Source organism: Limnovirga soli, from assembly GCF_013106755.1.
GTDB classification, from domain to species: Bacteria; Bacteroidota; Bacteroidia; order Chitinophagales; family Chitinophagaceae; genus Limnovirga; species Limnovirga soli.
This window is the reverse complement of sequence record NZ_WHPF01000005.1, coordinates 326,217-343,648: the sequence shown is the minus strand read 5'-3', so window position 1 is coordinate 343,648 and position 17,432 is coordinate 326,217. Positions and strand designations below refer to the sequence as shown.

The 17,432-nt window shown below is 39.5% G+C and carries 15 protein-coding genes; 11 read left to right on the top strand and 4 right to left on the bottom strand.

The features are described 5' to 3' along the window. Positions 1-117: 117 nt before the first annotated feature. From asnB to GD597_RS08670, 3 genes are all read right to left on the bottom strand, one after another. A complete protein-coding gene (asnB, locus tag GD597_RS08680; RefSeq protein WP_171607438.1) occupies positions 118-1,959 on the bottom strand; it encodes an asparagine synthase (glutamine-hydrolyzing) in 1,842 nt (613 codons plus the stop codon). A gap of 11 nt (positions 1,960-1,970) precedes the next feature. Further along, complete coding sequence (locus GD597_RS08675) at positions 1,971-2,999, bottom strand: Gfo/Idh/MocA family protein (RefSeq protein WP_171607437.1); 1,029 nt, start codon at positions 2,997-2,999, stop codon at positions 1,971-1,973. Positions 3,000-3,111: 112 nt separating this feature from the next. Continuing rightward, the gene (locus GD597_RS08670) at positions 3,112-3,690 is read right to left on the bottom strand and encodes an acyltransferase (protein WP_171607436.1); all 579 of its coding nucleotides are present in this window, start codon (positions 3,688-3,690) and stop codon (positions 3,112-3,114) included. Between the two features lie 284 nt (positions 3,691-3,974). Between GD597_RS08670 and GD597_RS08665 the strand changes: the two genes are divergently transcribed. The 4 genes from GD597_RS08665 (at position 3,975) to GD597_RS08650 (ending at position 7,709) form a co-directional block, all read left to right on the top strand. Further along, positions 3,975-5,153 carry an acyltransferase family protein gene (locus GD597_RS08665; protein WP_171607435.1) on the top strand — a complete coding sequence of 393 codons (1,179 nt, stop codon included), beginning with the start codon at positions 3,975-3,977 and terminating at the stop codon, positions 5,151-5,153. Between the two features lie 177 nt (positions 5,154-5,330). Then, positions 5,331-5,855 carry an ExbD/TolR family protein gene (locus GD597_RS08660; protein ID WP_171607434.1) on the top strand — a complete coding sequence of 175 codons (525 nt, stop codon included), beginning with the start codon at positions 5,331-5,333 and terminating at the stop codon, positions 5,853-5,855. Between the two features lie 229 nt (positions 5,856-6,084). Then, positions 6,085-7,029: an isopenicillin N synthase family dioxygenase gene (locus GD597_RS08655; RefSeq protein WP_171607433.1), complete on the top strand. Its 945-nt coding sequence runs from the start codon at positions 6,085-6,087 to the stop codon at positions 7,027-7,029. Positions 7,030-7,229: 200 nt separating this feature from the next. Then, the gene (locus GD597_RS08650) at positions 7,230-7,709 is read left to right on the top strand and encodes a YcxB family protein (RefSeq protein ID WP_171607432.1); all 480 of its coding nucleotides are present in this window, start codon (positions 7,230-7,232) and stop codon (positions 7,707-7,709) included. Between the two features lie 62 nt (positions 7,710-7,771). On the opposite strand, the gene GD597_RS08645 is transcribed toward GD597_RS08650, so the two are convergent. Continuing rightward, positions 7,772-8,200, bottom strand: a complete 429-nt coding sequence (locus tag GD597_RS08645; RefSeq protein ID WP_171607431.1) for a GNAT family N-acetyltransferase — start codon at positions 8,198-8,200, stop codon at positions 7,772-7,774. A gap of 180 nt (positions 8,201-8,380) precedes the next feature. Here GD597_RS08645 and GD597_RS08640 point away from each other — a divergent pair, with 180 nt between their 5' ends. From GD597_RS08640 to GD597_RS08610, 7 genes are all read left to right on the top strand, one after another. After that, on the top strand, positions 8,381-8,617 hold the full coding sequence (locus tag GD597_RS08640) for an acyl carrier protein (RefSeq protein ID WP_147189896.1): 237 nt from the start codon (positions 8,381-8,383) through the stop codon (positions 8,615-8,617). A gap of 98 nt (positions 8,618-8,715) precedes the next feature. Further along, positions 8,716-9,969, top strand: coding sequence for a beta-ketoacyl-ACP synthase II (fabF, locus tag GD597_RS08635; protein ID WP_171607430.1), 1,254 nt, complete (start codon positions 8,716-8,718; stop codon positions 9,967-9,969). A 5-nt stretch (positions 9,970-9,974) separates the two neighbouring features. Then, on the top strand, positions 9,975-10,682 hold the full coding sequence (rnc, locus tag GD597_RS08630; RefSeq protein ID WP_171607429.1) for a ribonuclease III: 708 nt from the start codon (positions 9,975-9,977) through the stop codon (positions 10,680-10,682). A gap of 419 nt (positions 10,683-11,101) precedes the next feature. Then, positions 11,102-12,955, top strand: a complete 1,854-nt coding sequence (locus tag GD597_RS08625) for a gamma-glutamyltransferase family protein (protein ID WP_171607428.1) — start codon at positions 11,102-11,104, stop codon at positions 12,953-12,955. 115 nt (positions 12,956-13,070) lie between these two features. After that, entirely contained in the window at positions 13,071-13,763 is a 693-nt protein-coding gene (locus GD597_RS08620) for a hypothetical protein (RefSeq protein WP_171607427.1), read from the top strand. Between the two features lie 211 nt (positions 13,764-13,974). Beyond that, complete coding sequence (locus GD597_RS08615) at positions 13,975-15,822, top strand: 2-oxoacid:acceptor oxidoreductase subunit alpha (protein ID WP_171607426.1); 1,848 nt, start codon at positions 13,975-13,977, stop codon at positions 15,820-15,822. Positions 15,823-16,127: 305 nt separating this feature from the next. After that, positions 16,128-17,345 (top strand): DegT/DnrJ/EryC1/StrS family aminotransferase, encoded by a 1,218-nt coding sequence (locus GD597_RS08610; RefSeq protein WP_171607425.1) that lies wholly within the window; start codon positions 16,128-16,130, stop codon positions 17,343-17,345. The last annotated feature ends 87 nt before the right edge of the window (positions 17,346-17,432 follow it).

The window sequence follows — 17,432 nt, the reverse complement described above, 5'->3', positions numbered from 1 at the left end:
GAATATATTTCAGCTGTGTGTGTTTTTGTTGAATTATTTGTTACAGCACAAGAGTGCGACGCAACGGCAGCTTAATCTATATTCTTTTGCCCGGCACATAAAAACAACCAGTACTAATTAGGCATTAGTAAGTTGTACATTAAACACTTCCATCCATTTGGCAAAACACAATGCCCGCCAAATGGTGGCATCAAATGGAATTTTGCCATCCACCATTCGCTGAAAGCGAATAAGTATTTGTGGTGTAATTAAACCATTTGTTTTTGTAATGGCATTTTCCAAGTCTTTTAACAGGGCTGGTTTATTGGCTTGCATCCATAACAACTCGGGTGTAACAAAACCCATTTTATCGTACCGGTTTAATACTTTGGCCGGCAATAGATTAGCCAGCGATTGCCGTATAATTGTTTTAGTAATGCCTTTATTTATTTTTTGAGAAACCGGTAAATGAAACAACCAAGGCGCCAGATGAGCATCAAGAAATGGTAGCCGGGCTTCTACTGAAAATGCCATAGAATTGCGGTCTTCCCAATGGAGCAGTTTGGGCAAATTGCTATTTGTTATTTGCTGGTAACTGAAGGATGTTACTGTGTGTTGTTTATTTACTTTTTGCCTGGTAATTTTGCCGGTATTAATCCAATCTGCATCGGCATATCTCAATTTTTTTAGTCGGCGCCAAAAACCACCTGGCAATATATTTTTTGCAAATTCTCTAGCGATAAAGCCATTACCGTAAATGCCTGTTTTTTTTAACCCTTTTATTTCCGCGAGTAATTTTTTGTATTTTTTCTCTTTAACTAATTGGGCAAAGTAAATACCATAATAAGCATGATAACCGGCGAGTAATTCATCAGCTCCCTGCCCATCTAACATAACAGTAATATCTGCTTCCCGTGCTTTTTTAAAAACAGCCCATTGTGCAAAAATACTGGTACTTTCAAAAGGCTCATCCTGATGCCAAACAATTTTGCCAAGATCCTGGTATAGTTGCGATAATTGTGGAAATACCTTATGACTGATGCAGTTTGCCTGTGTGGTAACTGCATCTATATAGGTTTGTTCGTCGAAGGCTTTTTCTTCAAAACAGCTGGATACGGTTTCCTGCGCGGCTGCCATGTTTTGTTGTTGCAGCAATTGGTTTACCGTTAACACAATTGAAGAACTATCTATACCTCCTGAAAGGCAGGAACCTGTTTTTACATCGGCCCTTAACCTTAAAGAAACAGCCTGATTAAAATAGGTTCTAAAATCTGTTGCAGGGTTGGATGATATGGTAAAGGTTTGTTTTTTTATATCAAACCATTGCAAGGTGCTTACACAACCGCAGAAAAGATCATACTCCATATAAAAACCAGCTGGTAATTGGAAAACCCGGTTAAACATGGTTTCGGGGGAATGATCCTGCAAGCCAGAATTAAGATAATCGTATACTTTAGGCATATTGGCCGTAGCCTGCCAGCCTGGCAAAACTGTAAATGCTTTTATTTCTGAAGCAAAAGCAAATAGCCCCGGAATTTGATAATAGTAAAAAGGCTTTACTCCAAAACGATCACGGGCAAAAAAAAGGTTGTTTTTTTGGGTGTCTAATATGGCAAAGGCAAACATGCCATTAAATTGCTGTAAACATTGGGTGCCCCAATAATCATAGGCTGCCAAAATAACTTCTGTATCGGATGCGGATATAAACTGATAACCACTATTTTGCAGGGTAGTACGCAATTCCTTATAATTGTAAATTTCTCCATTATAGGTTATGGTATACCGGTTTAAATAATGCATGGGTTGCGCACCCAGCTTAGAAAGATCAATTACAGATAAGCGCCTGTGCCCTAAAGCCACATTATTCCATTCAAAAAAACCTTCCCCATCTGGTCCACGGTGGGCCATAGTGGCCGCCATAGGAAAAATATTGTTTAACAGGGCAGTTTCATCTGCAATAATACCGGCAATACCACACATGCAATAAGGGGTTAATTTGTTGCGCCCCGCTGATAAATTCGTTCAATAATATCTACAACTTTTAATCCTTCCATGGCATTGGTGCTTATTGCAGACCTGCCTTTTAGTACCGACACAACATTATCAATAACATAGTGGTGATTTTGTGCCGATCCTTTATATCCACCATAGTCATTACCCGGATTGGTAGGCGCCAGTTTTGGCATTGTATAATCTTTTACATGACAGTATTCTACTATATCCATATACTGCCCACTTATTTTTACGGAGCCATTTTCGGCAATAATGGTCATACTGCTTTCCAGGTTTTTGTCCCATACGGCAGTTGAATAATTAATACTGCCAATGCCACCATTCAAAAAATCAAAATGAATGATGCCGGAATCTTCAAACTCTGTACTTTCACCATGGTTAAAATCGTGCAGTTTTAATTGAATATTTTCTATGTCTCCAAACAGCCAGTACATAATATCTATAAAGTGAGAAAACTGGGTAAAAAGTGTTCCTCCATCCAGGGCCCTGGTACCATGCCAGCTATTTGGAACATAGTATCTTTCATCGCGGTTCCAGTAACAGCAAAGCTGTACCATAAATATTTTACCCAGTTTTTGGCTTTCTAATAATTCTTTTATCCAAACAGATGGTGGTGAATAACGGTTTTGCATAACAGCAAATACATGTTTATGTACATGTAATGCTTTAAATATTACTCTTTCTGCATCTTGTTTTTTTAACGCCATGGGCTTTTCTATAACTACATGTTTATGTGCATCCAGGCATTGTATGGCCTGCGAAGCATGATAACCATTAGGCGTAGCAATATTGATCACATCAATAGCGATACCAGATTGCAATAATGCTTCCAGTGAAGCAAACAATGGTACACCGGCTTCGTTTATTTGTAAAGCAGCGGTATCCTTTATATCAACAATAGCCACCAGTTCGCATTCGGGGTTGCGGTAAATCATAGCAGCATGTCGTTTGCCTATATGCCCGTAACCAACTACGGCAAATTTTATTTTGTTTTCAATTGAGGCCATTTTATAAAGGATATTGTTTTATTGGAGTATTTCTTTTTAACTGGCATTCAAATTAACGGATATACCAGGTTACATATTTTGTGTTGGATAATTAACCTGAGAGGCTACTTTTTTAAATAATACGGCTAACCACATTATTATCCAGCCTGTATTGCTGGCCCGTTTCGGGGCAGAATGCTTCCCCCTCACTAGAAAAATGGAGCCGGTTACCATGCTCACTTACCCAACCAATTTGTTTTGCCGGGTTGCCAACTACCAATGCATACGGCAGTACATTTTTGGTAACTACTGCCCCGGCACCAATCATGGCATAAGCACCAATTTGATTACCGCAAACAATAGTGGCATTGGCTCCTATACTGGCGCCTTTGCAAACAAGTGTTTTTTTAAATTCGTGTTTCCTAATTACCGCACTGCGTGGATTAATAACGTTGGTAAATACCATTGAAGGACCTAAAAAAACATCATCCTCACATTCAACCCCTTCGTATACAGAAACATTGTTTTGAATTTTTACATTGGTACCAAGCTTAACATGGGAACCAATTACCACGTTTTGTCCAATATTACAGCCATTACCAATAATACTATGCTGCATAATATGCGAGAAATGCCAGATTTTTACCCCTTTACCTATTTGGCAGGGCTCATCAATAAAGGATGAAGGATGAACAAAAAATTCTGTTGTCATTTTAAAACCAATTTTACCTGTTTAAATATGGCATGGCTTCGCCACGGTAAGTCACATATATTTAAAAAAAATACCGGTTGAAATAAAACCGATACTTAACATTTAAAGTGTTTTCACTTACCATGGATGGTAGCGTCAAAGATAGCAATTTTAGTATGCTAACGAAAGGATTAACAAATAGGTGATATTACCTGCCAGGGGGGGAAAACAGCCATTGGTGTAATAAAAATGAAGCATTTGATATGGATGGGCATACCTAACTTTAACCTTCTTCAAATTTATATATGAACCAGCGATATTATTCTTTAGATGTGTTTCGCGGAGCCACCGTAGCTTTAATGATTCTCGTTAATAATCCAGGTTCGTGGGAGCATGTTTTTGCCCCTTTAGAACATGCCCCCTGGCATGGATGTACACCAACAGACCTTGTTTTTCCTTTCTTTTTATTTGCAGTTGGCAATGCTATGGCATTCGTAATTCCCCGGTTTAAAACCGCAGGCACCGCTGTTTTTTTACAAAAAGTGTTGAAAAGAACCATACTTATTTTTGCTATTGGCCTTTTTTTAAACTGGAGCCCATTTATAATGTGGCAACAAAATATGCTGGTACCTAAAACATGGTTGTGGACAGATGCCGAAGGTCTTCCTCATGGCATCCGTATATTGGGTGTATTACAAAGAATAGCATTGTGTTATTGTTTTGCCCTGCTGCTGGTATATTTTCTTAGCCCCAAAAAAGCAGCTATTGCAGGCGCATTACTATTGTTGTGCTACTGGGTACTTTGCTATTACCTGGGTAATGCTACAGACCCTTACAGTTTGGCCGGCTATTTTGGCACCGGCATTGATAAAGCCATTTTGGGTGATGTGCACATGTATCATGGCGAAGGGCTGGCATTTGACCCCGAGGGTCTTGGCAGTTTATTGCCGGCAATAGTACAGGTGATGATTGGATTTTTTGTAGGCAGCTATATTATTAAGCAGGGCAAAACGGCTATCATGCTAAAACAACTGTTTATTGCAGGTATGGTATTATTTGTAGTGGGTTTGGTTTGGTCCCTGGCTTTTCCTTTAAATAAAAAAATATGGACCAGTAGCTACGTATTATATACCAGTGGTTTGGCTATAACCATACTTGGTTTGCTAATATATATGATAGAGTTTAAACAGTTAACAGGTAAGCTTACCCGCTTTTTTGATGTATTTGGTAAAAACCCGCTATTCATTTTTGTACTTAGTGGCTTTTTGCCAAGGGTATTGGGTTTAATAAGAATAAATAATGGCATAACGCTGTCCGGTCAACCACAATACCTTTCTCCATTTGGATGGTTTTACCAGCATATTTGTAAAAACATATCTGCCGATTTAAGGGTAGGCTCTTTGGCATATGCTATTTGTATGATTAGTTTTTATTGGTTAATTGTTTACCTATTAGACCGTAAAAAAATATATATCCGCGTTTAAGTAAGTAATTTATTGGCCCGGCAGAGTATTATTAATGTGGCTTTACTTGCGTCGCACACTGCACCGTTCAGCACTTAGGGCAGCAATAAAATACAAAAGGCAGAAACCAGTATTTCGGTTCCTGTATTTGCTTATGGATTATTTATGCCCCTGCATCTCAGTAATAAACCCAATATTATGGCAGAGATAAATGTACCAAACAGCAAAGCAACACCCGGTGCAAGACGCAGTAAAAAACTGTCTACCAAAGTAGATCTTACACCCATGGTAGATCTGGGATTTTTATTAATTACCTTTTTTGTATTTACTACATCGCTAAATACCCCTATGGCCATGCACCTAAATTTACCCGATGATAGCGATACAAAATCGCCAATAGAAACAGCGGCCAGCAAAACCATCAGTTTTTTACTGGGGGCCAATAACAAAGTATATTATTATAATGGCGATAGTCTACAATACATGCACGCAACCAATTTTTCGGCTACGGGTTTACGAAATATAATTAATACTAAAAAGGCAATGGTGCAACACAAATATGGCGATGCCAACGAAACCGTTGTACTAATAAAACCTACCGAAAATGCTAGTTATGCCAATATTATAGATGCTTTGGATGAAATGCAGATTAGCATGGTAAACCGTTATGTATTAATGGATGCCGATGCCAATGAAATGCTGGCTTTACATGCCATGCAATAATCCACATAATTTATAGCACCATAAAGTGATACAGTACAAGAGTGCGACGCAAGCGGTGCTGATGCATAGGTATTAGCTGGGTTAAAAATGGCCTTTGAAACTATTTGAATTAAAGCAGCCTTAATTATTATTCTACAGCAATTATTGGTACCTAAATAATAATGGGTATAAAGGAGTATTAATAAGTTTTGTAATTTTCACACTTATTATTTATTTCAAAATACCGGCCATGTCTATTCCTGTAGTTGATTTAAGCGAATTTATTAATGGTAGTTCTGCACAAAAAGCAGCATTTGTACAACAACTAGGCAATGCTTACGAACAAGTAGGTTTTGTTGCGGTAAAAAATCATGGTATACCCAACCAGCTTATAGCTGAGTTGTATGCATATGTACAACAGTTTTTTGCACTTCCGCTTTCTCAAAAACTGGCATACGAAATACCGGGCCTGGCCGGGCAGCGTGGCTATACCAGTTTTGGCCGCGAACATGCCAAGGGTAGCGATGCCCCGGATTTAAAAGAATTTTTTCAGTTTGGTCAAACTGTAGAAAATGGCGATGAAATAAAAGAAGAATATCCTGATAATGTGCAGGTAAAAGAGATTGCAGCATTTAATTCTACGCTTTTAACAGCCTACCGGCATTTTGAAGAAAGCGGCGCTGCTATGTTAAAAGCCATTGCCTTATATCTTCATCTGGAAGAAAATTATTTTGAACCACACCTGGTAAATGGCAATTCTATATTACGTTGTATTCATTATCCGCCCATTACTACAGCGCCAAAATCGGCAATAAGGGCAGAGCAACACGAGGATATTAACCTGATTACCCTGTTGGTGGGGGCATCAGCAGACGGTTTACAAATTTTAACCAAACAAGGCCAATGGGTAAATGTTACCTCCCTGCCCGATCAAATTGTGGTTAATGTGGGCGATATGTTGCAACGCCTAACCAACAATAAATTATGCAGTACCACCCACCGTGTGGTAAACCCACCACCGGAACATTGGCATACCAGCCGGTTTTCCATACCTTTTTTTATGCATCCCCGTGGTAATATGAGCCTTGCCTGCCTGCCCGGATGTATTTCTGAAACACATCCCAAAAATTATCCAGATGCAACCGCAGGCGAATATCTGGATGAGCGGCTTAGAGAAATTGGGTTAAAAAAATAAGAGTATTAACCCGGCGTTCTGGCACCAAATGGGCTTTACTTGCGTCGCACTCTTGTACTTTACCAATACCGGGCAGCCAAAATACAATGCAAAAAGCCTATGCTGGTGTAGCTGGGTTGCATTTATTGCCTGCCTTAGTCATTCACAACAAAAAATGTTTAAAGTAAATATCTCTACTTTTATGGCTTTAATACTATTATATGCAGCTTAGTTTCCGGTACGAAAAATCTAAAGTGTTACAGGCCTTGCGTTATCATTTCATATGGCAACCCGAAATAAGAATATTGCTAATTGTAGTAATTGTATTTGATATTATATCCGCAATACTCTATTTAATTGGTAAAATTCGACCCGAGCCATTTTTACTGGGGTCTTTTATATGGATTATCTTCCTTATTTCCTTTTGGTATATTATACCTATTAATATATATAAGAAGTCTGTTACCTTTCAACACAACTTTATTGCCGACTTCGATAATAACGTGGTAACTCTGCAACATGACCGTGGAATAATGCAATGGGAATGGTCACAATTCACCAAATTCATCGAAAGTCCCAACTTTTTTCATGTCTATTTCTCTCAAAAATCCTTTTTTCTCTTTCCAAAAGACAATATGACGGATGAATTTCGGCAGGAATTAAGGGCCCTGTTTAACCAAAAAATTGGGAATAAGGCCTAATTGATGCCAAGAGGCTGCAGGAATTAAAAAACATGGTCTATTGTAATATTGGGGTAAGCATATTACAGTTTTTTCTCCATAATGTAGTGGGGAATGGTTACTTCTAAAAACTCATCGCCGGTTTTAACATAACCCAGTTTTTCATAGAATCCCAAAGCCGTTTTGCGGGCATGCATAATAATTTTTTTATACTTTCTGTCGCGGCTTATATTTTCGGCAAACTGCATCAGCATTCTGCCAATGCCTTTGCCCTGTAAGCCTGATGTAACAGCCATTTGGCGCAATTGAAGGGTTTCATTATCCAGGGGAATTAACACGCAGCAACCTTCAATTTTGTTATCATCAAAGCAGCCAATGAGTATATAATTTTTCTCTGTAACCAATTCTTCCTCAGTAAAAACTAAGCCCAAAGGTTTTCTCAAAATCTGGTAGCGCAGGTCTACCATTTGCTTGTACTCCTTACCGCCGTGATTGATAACTTTAATTGCCATAATTAACATGTTATAAGCCATCAATATACCAATCATTTTTTAAAGCAAAAAGATTTATCGGGCTAAAAATCTATAATACCAATCAACCCCGTAATTTTGCCTTCGTAAAACAAAAAAGCACTAACTCATTGCTAATTGTTCAAAAATTATATTTTTGCACCCGTAACAAAACATAAAAAAATGTCAGACATCGCAACAAGAGTAAAAAAAATCATTGTGGATAAGTTGGGCGTAGACGAAGCAGAAGTAACTACAGAAGCTTCTTTCACTAATGATTTAGGCGCTGATTCTCTGGATACAGTAGAATTAATCATGGAATTTGAAAAAGAATTCAACATTTCTATTCCTGATGAGCAGGCAGAAACGATTACTACCGTTGGCCAGGCTGTAACTTACCTTGAAGAACACGCTAAATAAGGAACCAAGGCGTTCATGATATTATTATAAATCCGCCAATCAGTGGTAATTTTCTTACTGTTGGCGGATTTTATTTCTCTAAACTAAGGTGATGCCATATGGAATTAAACAGGGTTGTTATTACAGGAATTGGTGTTATTTCTGCCATTGGAAATAATTTAGACGATTTCTGGAATAATCTCGTAAATGGTGTGTCTGGTGCAGATCATATTACACAATACGATGCATCTAAATTCAAAACGCAAATTGCCTGTGAGGTAAAAGGTTTTGATATAGCACAATTTATTGATAAAAAGGATGCCCGTAAAATGGATCGCTTTACCCATTTTGGTATTGCATCAAGCGATATGGCTTTAGCAGACGCCGGTTTAGATAAAAATAATATCAATCCAGACAGGGTAGGTGTAATTGTTGGTAGTGGTATTGGCGGTGTACAAACATTCCAGCAGGAAGTATCAGATTTTGCAAAAGGCGACGGTACTCCGCGCTTTACTCCATTCTTTATCCCAAGAATGATATGTGATATTTGTGCTGGTCAAATTTCTATCCGTCATAATCTGCGCGGTCCCAACTTTGCCGTAATGAGTGCTTGTGCCACCAGCACAAATGCAATTATGGAAGCTTATAACCTTTTGAGGTTAAATAAAGCGGATGTTATATTAGCCGGCGGCAGTGAATCTACTATCAATGAAGCCGGAATGGGTGGTTTTGTTTCAATGAAAGCACTCAGCGAACGCAATGATGATCCTAAAACAGCCAGCCGGCCTTATGATAAAGACCGTGATGGATTTGTGATGGGTGAAGGTTGCGGTATTCTGGTAATGGAAACACTAAAAAGTGCATTGGCCCGCGGTGCCCGAATTTATTGTGAAGTAGCCGGTGCCGGCGCAACTGCCGATGCCTATCATATTACAGCACCACATCCGGATGGATTGGGGGCTAAAAATGTTATGAGAGCTGCCTTGGAAGATGCAGAAATGGCTCCTGAAGACATAGATTATATTAATACACATGGTACCTCTACTCCATTGGGCGATGGTGCAGAAGTAAAAGCAATTTTAAGTGTATTTGGAGAGCATGCCTACAAACTTAATATCAGCTCAACTAAATCTATGACTGGCCATTGCCTGGGTGCAGCTGGTGTAATAGAAGCTATAGCGGCCATTAAAAGTGTTGCACACGATATTGTTCCCCCTACTATCAATCATTTTACCGATGATCCCGATATTGACCCTAAACTAAATTTTACCTTTAATAAAGCACAGTACCGCACCGTAAGAGCAGCTTTAAGCAATACTTTTGGTTTTGGTGGCCATAATGCCTGTGTAATAGTTAAAAAATACGTAGCTTAACCGCTGTGAATTTTATACGAAAAATCTTAAGTTCGTCCTCAAACACCTCTTTTGCCAAACAAGTAGAAAGTGTACTGGGTATAAAACCCGGAAATATAGTCCTGTACCAAACTGCACTTAGTCACCGCTCTGTTAAAGAAGGTGCCGACGAAAATAACGAGCGTCTCGAATACCTGGGCGATGCCGTTCTCAGTGGCATTATAGCAGATTATCTTTTTAAACGTTACCCCTATAAAGGAGAAGGTTTTCTTACGGAGATGCGCAGTAAAATGGTAAACCGCCAGCAATTAAACGATGTGGCCGTAAAAATGGGCCTCAAAAGAATTACCATGTACAACAAATTTGACAATGCATTAAAAAGCAGTCAGATTTTTGGAAATACACTGGAAGCGGTTGTTGGCGCTGTTTATTTGGATAAGGGCTATAAAAAAACCCAGCTTTGGGTACAAAAACGCATCGTAATTCCGCACTTATATGTAGAAGATCTGGAATCTATCGATATAAACCTGAAAAATAAACTTATTGGCTGGGCAAGCAAAAATGGCAAAGTGCTTGGCTTTGAAACCGTGTTGGAAAAACTCGAAAATGGCCGACGCATATTTACCATTGCGGCTGTATTAGACGGTGAAATTCTGGCTGAAGGGAAGGGCTTTAATAAAAAAGATGCCAGTCAAATTGCCGCACAACTAGCAATAGAAAAGCTGGGTTTATAATTTTTTGGCCCGGCAATGGTATTCCATAGCATCGCCTCTTGCGTCGCACTCTTGTACTGTAGCAAAGCATAAGCACTTAATGGTAATTGCTAACTAATAAAACCATGTTATTAAAGCTAACTCATCATAAACTGCTGCCATAAAAGAAGAACCCTGAACCGAGCGTGGCAAGTAAAGATGCATAAAGCGTTTAGCTGGTTCCATAAATTCTATCATTTAAGCCTACAATATTATGAGCGATCCTCAATTTAATTTTCAGGTTAAAAAGAAATTGTTGCTTTTTGGTTGTCTTCTATTGGCAGGTATTTGTGCTATCCTCTATTTTAGTTATCATGCATCATAATGGTATTAACACAACACAAAACCCATTTTTGTGTTAGTATATATAGCCACAAAAAATAATTCAAAACAATTATACAATGAAAAAAGGCAGCTTTTCCCTTGTTTTTATACTAATGGGTATAATTACAATGGCGCAAACTTTTAATGCCCGGCCCGAAGGCACACAAAAACCGCCATTACACGGGAATCATTGGATGGCTATTACCGGCAAACCTTTAGCTGCTACTGCAGGTTCTATCATTTTTAATAATGGCGGCAATGCAGTAGATGCTGCTTGCGCAATGCTGGCTGCTACCTGCACCATGTGGGATGTGTTAAGCTGGGGCGGTGAAACACAGGCACTTATTTATAATCCAAAAACAGGTAAAGTAATAGCTATTAATGCCCTTGGTGTAGCGCCCACAGGCGCCACACCTGCATTCTATGCAGCAAAAGGCATGGCTTATCCGCCTGAATATGGTCCTTTAGCGGCAGTAACCCCTGGCACACCAGGTGGCTTATGTACTATGTTGGCAGAATATGGCACTATGAGTTTACAACAGGTTTTGGCACCGGCTATGCAAATGGCAGCTGGATATGCCATAGAAGCACAAACTGCCAATTCAATTGAGCGTAATAAAGCGCTTATAAAACAATGGCCTTATTCTAAAGAAGTATTTCTGCCACATTTGGGCAAAGAACGGGAAGCTCCTGAAGCAGGCGAAATATTTAAACAATTAAACCTGCTGGCAACCTTAACCAAAATGGTTGAGGCAGAACAAAACGCTTTAAAAAAGGGCAAAACCCGTAAAGAAGCTATTTATGCCGCCTACGATCGCTTTTATAAAGGAGATATTGCCAAAGAATTTGTTCGCGGGTCACAGGAACAGGGAGGTTTAATAACAGAACAAGATCTGGCAAACTGGCAAGTAAAGATTGAAGAACCCATGAGTGTTAACTATAAAGGGATAGACGTATATAAAATGCAGCAATGGACACAAGGCCCTGCCCTGCTTCAATCTTTAAATATCCTGGAAAATATAGACCTTAAAAGTATGGGCTATAACTCGGCCAAATACATTCATACACTTTATCAAACTATTAATCTGGCTTTCGCCGATAGGGATTTTTATTATGGCGATCCTGCATTTGCGCCACAGGAACCTATGAAAGGCTTATTATCAAAAGAATATGCCAGGCAAAGAGCTGCTACTATCGACAATACCAAAAATAATATACATATTGGTCCCGGCGACCCATATCCATTTCAGGGCGAAACAAATCCTTATCTGGCTCAAATTAATAACTGGGCTACAGCATCGGCAGATATCAACACACCGGTAGATGCCTCTTTTTTGGAATCTTTTCACGCAGGTACCACATCAGTTGAAGCGGCTGATAAGGAAGGTTGGGTAGTTTCTATAACGCCCAGTGGCGGTTGGGTACCAGCTTGTATAGCAGGCAATACAGGTGTAGGCATGAGCCAGCGCATGCAAAGTTTTGTATTAGATGCAGCCCAAAACCCCTTTAATGTATTGGAGCCGGGTAAACGTCCAAGGGTAACCCTAACCCCAACATTGGCTTTAAAAAATGGCAAACCATTTTTATCGTTTGCTGTGCAGGGTGGCGATAGCCAGGACCAAAACCTGCTGCAGTTTTTTTTAAATATTGTTGAATTTGGAATGACTGTTCAGGAAGCCACTGAAGCGGCCAATATCGAGAATTTCCAGATAAAATCATCCTTTGGCGCACACGATAACCGGCCCGGCGCAGTTATGCTGCAATCAAAAACACCCGACTGGATAATAAAAGAATTAAAACAAATGGGTTATAGTATTGGTTTAGACGAGCGTAGTTCGGGGCCCATCAATGCCATTTATTTCGATTGGGAACATGGTAGTTTTTGGGGTGGCAGCAGTAACCATGGCGAGGATTATGGCATTGCCTGGTAAAAGAATTATTGTCCGGGCAAAAGAATAGGGGGCAACTTTCCTTGCGTCGCACTCTTGTACGGCTATAACTATTGGCAACAAATCAAAGCAACAGGAAATATAATAGAATAAAAATATGAAGAAGATATGTACGGTATTGGCGGTAATAATACTTTGGGCAGGTAATGTGGCTGCTCAGGATATGACAGCCCTAATAAATAAAGTAAGCGCCAAGCTTAATCAGGTAAACGATTATGAGGCAGAAGGTACCCTAAAAACCGATGTTAGCTTTATAAAAGCCCCCTCAGGTAAAATAAAGGTGTATTTTAAAAAACCTGATAAATTCAAACTTAAGAAGGATGGCGGTATTTCTATATTACCCAAAGGTGGTGTAAGTATTAATATGAGCAATATGATTATGACCAATAATTATGTTGCATTGGCTGCCGGAGAATCTACTATTGATGGCAGTAAAACCAAAATAGTAAAATTGCTGCCGGTAGATGAAAATAGCGAAATTGTATTATCTACCCTTTATATAGACGAGGCAAATCTGCTGGTACGTAAAGCCATAACCACCACCAAAGAAAATGGTACTTACGAAATGGCACTAACCTATGGCAAATACAGCAACCTGGGTTTACCCGATAAAGTGGTATTTAGCTTTAATACCAAAGACTATAAATTGCCAAAAGGGATTACCCTGGAATTTGACGATGGACAAAAAGCAACAGATATGGATAAACTTAAAAACAAAAAAGGCCGGGTAGAAATAGTGTATACCACTTACATTATTAATAAAGGTATTGATGATAAGGTGTTTAAATAAATTTGCTGCCATGCATTTTGCAGCACAAGTGTGCGACGCAACAATGCCCGGGATGCTAACAAAATGCCGGGCCAACAACCCAATACTGCATAAATTTTTATGTTTCCAGGGGTAAAATACTGCTCAAAATCATGTATTTATTTTTAGGTGTAAACATTAACTTCGCGTAAAATATTCTAACGGTTCTTATTTTATATTTCAATTTTTTTGCATGGAGAAGCAACAGGTTTTATTGAATGATGTAGTGATAAAATTTGCCGGCGACAGCGGCGATGGTATGCAACTTACGGGTTCTCAGTTTACCAATAACACAGCTTTATTAGGTATAGATCTGGCCACATTTCCCGATTTTCCAGCCGAAATTCGTGCGCCAATAGGTACAGTACCCGGCGTTAGTGGTTTTCAGGTACACTTTTCTTCTGAGCGTGTATATACCCCGGGTGATATTTGCGATGTACTGGTTGCCATGAATGCAGCCGCATTAAAAGTTAACCTGCGTAACCTTAAACCAGGTGGTAAAATTGTGGTAAACACCGAAGGTTTTGATGCCCGAAACCTGCGTTTAGCAAACTATGCAGATGGTATTAGTCCACTGGAAGATGGTAGTTTAAACAGCTATGAAGTAATTGCCATTGATGTTACCAAACTTACCCGCGAAGCCCTGAAAGAATTTGCGGACCTGGGTATGAAAGAAAAAGACCGTGCAAAAAATATGTTTGTACTGGGCTTTTTGTATTGGATGTATAACCGCGATCTGGATAATACCATCAACTTTCTTACAGATAAGTTTTCTAAAAAGCCAACTATTCTGCAAAGTAATATCAAGGTATTACAGGCTGGATTTAATTATGGTGATACTACAGAAACCTTTAGTACTACCTATACCGTAGAAAAAGCAAAACTGCCTGCAGGTAAATACCGCAGCATAATGGGTAACCAGGCTTTATCCTATGGTTTAATAGCTGCTGGTGAAAAAAGTGGATTGCCCATTTTTCTGGGTTCCTATCCTATTACACCTGCATCAGACATTTTACATGAACTAAGCAAGTATAAAACTTTTGGTATTCGCACTTTCCAGGCCGAAGATGAAATTGCAGCAATAACCAGTACCATTGGCGCCGCTTATGGTGGCAGTTTGGGTATTACCACTACATCTGGCCCTGGTATGGCACTAAAAGCCGAAGCAATGGGTTTGGCCGTAATGCTGGAAATTCCTTTGGTTATTGTAAATATTCAAAGGGGTGGTCCTTCTACTGGTTTACCAACTAAAACAGAACAAAGTGATTTAATGCAGGCCTATTATGGCCGTAATGGTGAGTGCCCAATGCCGGTAATTGCCAGCAGCACCCCGAGTGATTGTTTTGATGTTGCCTACGAAGCGGTACGCATAGCAGTGCAACACATGACGCCGATAATCTTATTAAGCGATGGTTATATTGCCAATGGTGCAGAGCCCTGGAAATTCCCAACATCTGCCGAGTTACAACCAATTGATGTATCGTTTAAAACAACCTTAGACGAAGGCGAAGTAAAATTTCAGCCATACAAACGCGATGAAAAACTGGTACGCCCATGGGCTGTACCGGGAACACCGGGTTTTGAGCATCGTATAGGAGGGCTGGAAAAACAGGATATTACCGGTAATATTAACTACGAGCCAGAAAACCATCAGCATATGGTTAATACAAGACAGGCGAAAGTTGATAAAATTGCCGATTATATTCCTCTTCAACAATTAGATAGCGGTCCCGAAAAAGGTAAGGTATTGGTAGTTGGTTGGGGTAGTACCTATGGCGCTATTAAAAGTGCTGTAATGGAACTTCAGGCCAAAGGCCATGCAGTTAGCCATGCACATATTCGCTATATTAGGCCGTTCCCTAAAAACCTGGGCGAAATGCTTAAAAACTTCGATCATGTACTGGTGCCCGAAATTAATAATGGCCAACTGGTAAGAATTTTAAGAGATCAATATTTTGTAGATGCGAAAGCCTATAACAAAATAATGGGTGTGCCAATTACAAAAACAGAGCTGGTATTGGAAATTGAAAAAATGTTGTAACAATAGAATTAATATACTAAAAAGGAAGCAATACATCTGCTTCCTTTTTTATTGCCCAACAGTTAATAGAATATGTATATTGGCCCGGCAAAAAAGCTATGTGAAGCTTTACTTGCGTCGCACTCTTGTACACCATCGCCAAAGCAGCTTAAACCATTTATTGCGCTAAACATTGCAACAAATAATGGCATTAACCAATAATTTAACTGTGCATTACCGCACAAAACTTCAACAGAAAAAAGATTAAGAATAGTTTTTCTAACTTTGCCCACTTATTACATTTTACCACCATTAAAATATAGCATATGCCCGGTTTTGAATTATTTGGCGCCGAAGAAAGAAAAGAACTAAATGATGTATTGGAAACAGGTATTCTTATGCGTTATGGTTTTGATGCCCCTCGTAAAGGCCATTGGAAAGCGGTAGAACTCGAAAAAGAAATATGCAACACTTTTGGCTGTACCTATGCACAATTAACCAGCAGTGGAACGGCCGCATTAACAACTGTTATGACAGCCCTTGGCATAGGGTATGGCGATGAGGTAATAATGCCCTCCTTTACATTCGTGGCCAGTTTCGAAGCCGTATTAAGTGTAGGTGCCATTCCGGTTTTAGTAGATGTAGACGATACCTTAACACTTAACCCAACTGCTGTTAGCGCAGCAATTACCTCCCGTACCAAATGTATAATGCCTGTGCATATGTGTGGCAGCATGGCCAATATGGATGCACTGCAAAGCATTTGCAAACAACATAACCTGCTTTTATTAGAAGATGCCTGCCAAAGTATTGGCGGCAGTTATAAAGGCAAAATGCTAGGTACCATTGGCGATGCTGGTACCTTTTCATTCGATTTTGTTAAAACCATTACCTGTGGTGAAGGGGGTGTGGTTATGACAAACAGTAAAGAAACCTATACCAACTGTGATGGTTATACCGATCATGGCCATGACCATTTGGGTGTTGACCGTGGTGCAGACCTGCATCCATTTATTGGCTATAATTTTCGCATCAGCGAGCTGCATGCTGCTGTAGGTTTGGCACAGGTTAGAAGGTTGCAAACATTTCTTGATATCCAGCAAAAAAACTACTCCATATTAAGAAACATATTAGAGCAGGTGCCCGAAATCACTTTCCGCACTATACCCGAAGGTGGTGTTGATAGCTGCACATTTATCAGCTGGTTTTTACCAACCGAAGCCATTACTGCTGCAGTAGTAGAAGAAATGAAATTGCAAGGTATACTGGCAGGTAATTTTTATTGGTTCAATAACAATTGGCACTATATACGCAAGTGGGATCATTTAAAAAATGCAACCACCCTTAATCGTTTAAACCCCTTACAACAGCAGGCTTTGTTGCAATTGCAACAAACCAATTTTAGCGCAAGCGATGCTATTTTAAGCCGCTGTATTTCTACCGCTATCAGTCTAGCCTGGACGGAAGAACAAATTATTGATAAAGGCAATAAAATGGTAGCTGCCATACAAAAAGTTCTGCAGCAACAAGCTGTGGGTGCCTAAATAAATTATGTATTTAGTGTTGTACCCGGCTGTTGGTGTTTATAGCATCTGCACTTGCGTCGCACTCTTGTACGTTCCGCTATTATG

Bases quoted from the DNA above. Each gene is read 5' to 3' on its own strand.
- GD597_RS08625 (WP_171607428.1), top strand. From the start codon at position 11,102: ATGAAAAAAGGCAGCTTTTCCCTTGTTTTTATACTAATGGGTATAATT.
- fabF (WP_171607430.1), top strand. From the start codon at position 8,716: ATGGAATTAAACAGGGTTGTTATTACAGGAATTGGTGTTATTTCTGCC.
- GD597_RS08655 (WP_171607433.1), top strand. From the start codon at position 6,085: ATGTCTATTCCTGTAGTTGATTTAAGCGAATTTATTAATGGTAGTTCT.
- GD597_RS08675 (WP_171607437.1), bottom strand. From the start codon at position 2,999: ATGGCCTCAATTGAAAACAAAATAAAATTTGCCGTAGTTGGTTACGGG.
- GD597_RS08640 (WP_147189896.1), top strand. From the start codon at position 8,381: ATGTCAGACATCGCAACAAGAGTAAAAAAAATCATTGTGGATAAGTTG.
- GD597_RS08670 (WP_171607436.1), bottom strand. From the start codon at position 3,690: ATGACAACAGAATTTTTTGTTCATCCTTCATCCTTTATTGATGAGCCC.
- GD597_RS08645 (WP_171607431.1), bottom strand. From the start codon at position 8,200: ATGGCAATTAAAGTTATCAATCACGGCGGTAAGGAGTACAAGCAAATG.
- GD597_RS08610 (WP_171607425.1), top strand. From the start codon at position 16,128: ATGCCCGGTTTTGAATTATTTGGCGCCGAAGAAAGAAAAGAACTAAAT.
- asnB (WP_171607438.1), bottom strand. From the start codon at position 1,959: ATGTGTGGTATTGCCGGTATTATTGCAGATGAAACTGCCCTGTTAAAC.
- GD597_RS08615 (WP_171607426.1), top strand. From the start codon at position 13,975: ATGGAGAAGCAACAGGTTTTATTGAATGATGTAGTGATAAAATTTGCC.
- GD597_RS08650 (WP_171607432.1), top strand. From the start codon at position 7,230: ATGCAGCTTAGTTTCCGGTACGAAAAATCTAAAGTGTTACAGGCCTTG.
- GD597_RS08620 (WP_171607427.1), top strand. From the start codon at position 13,071: ATGAAGAAGATATGTACGGTATTGGCGGTAATAATACTTTGGGCAGGT.
- GD597_RS08665 (WP_171607435.1), top strand. From the start codon at position 3,975: ATGAACCAGCGATATTATTCTTTAGATGTGTTTCGCGGAGCCACCGTA.
- GD597_RS08660 (WP_171607434.1), top strand. From the start codon at position 5,331: ATGGCAGAGATAAATGTACCAAACAGCAAAGCAACACCCGGTGCAAGA.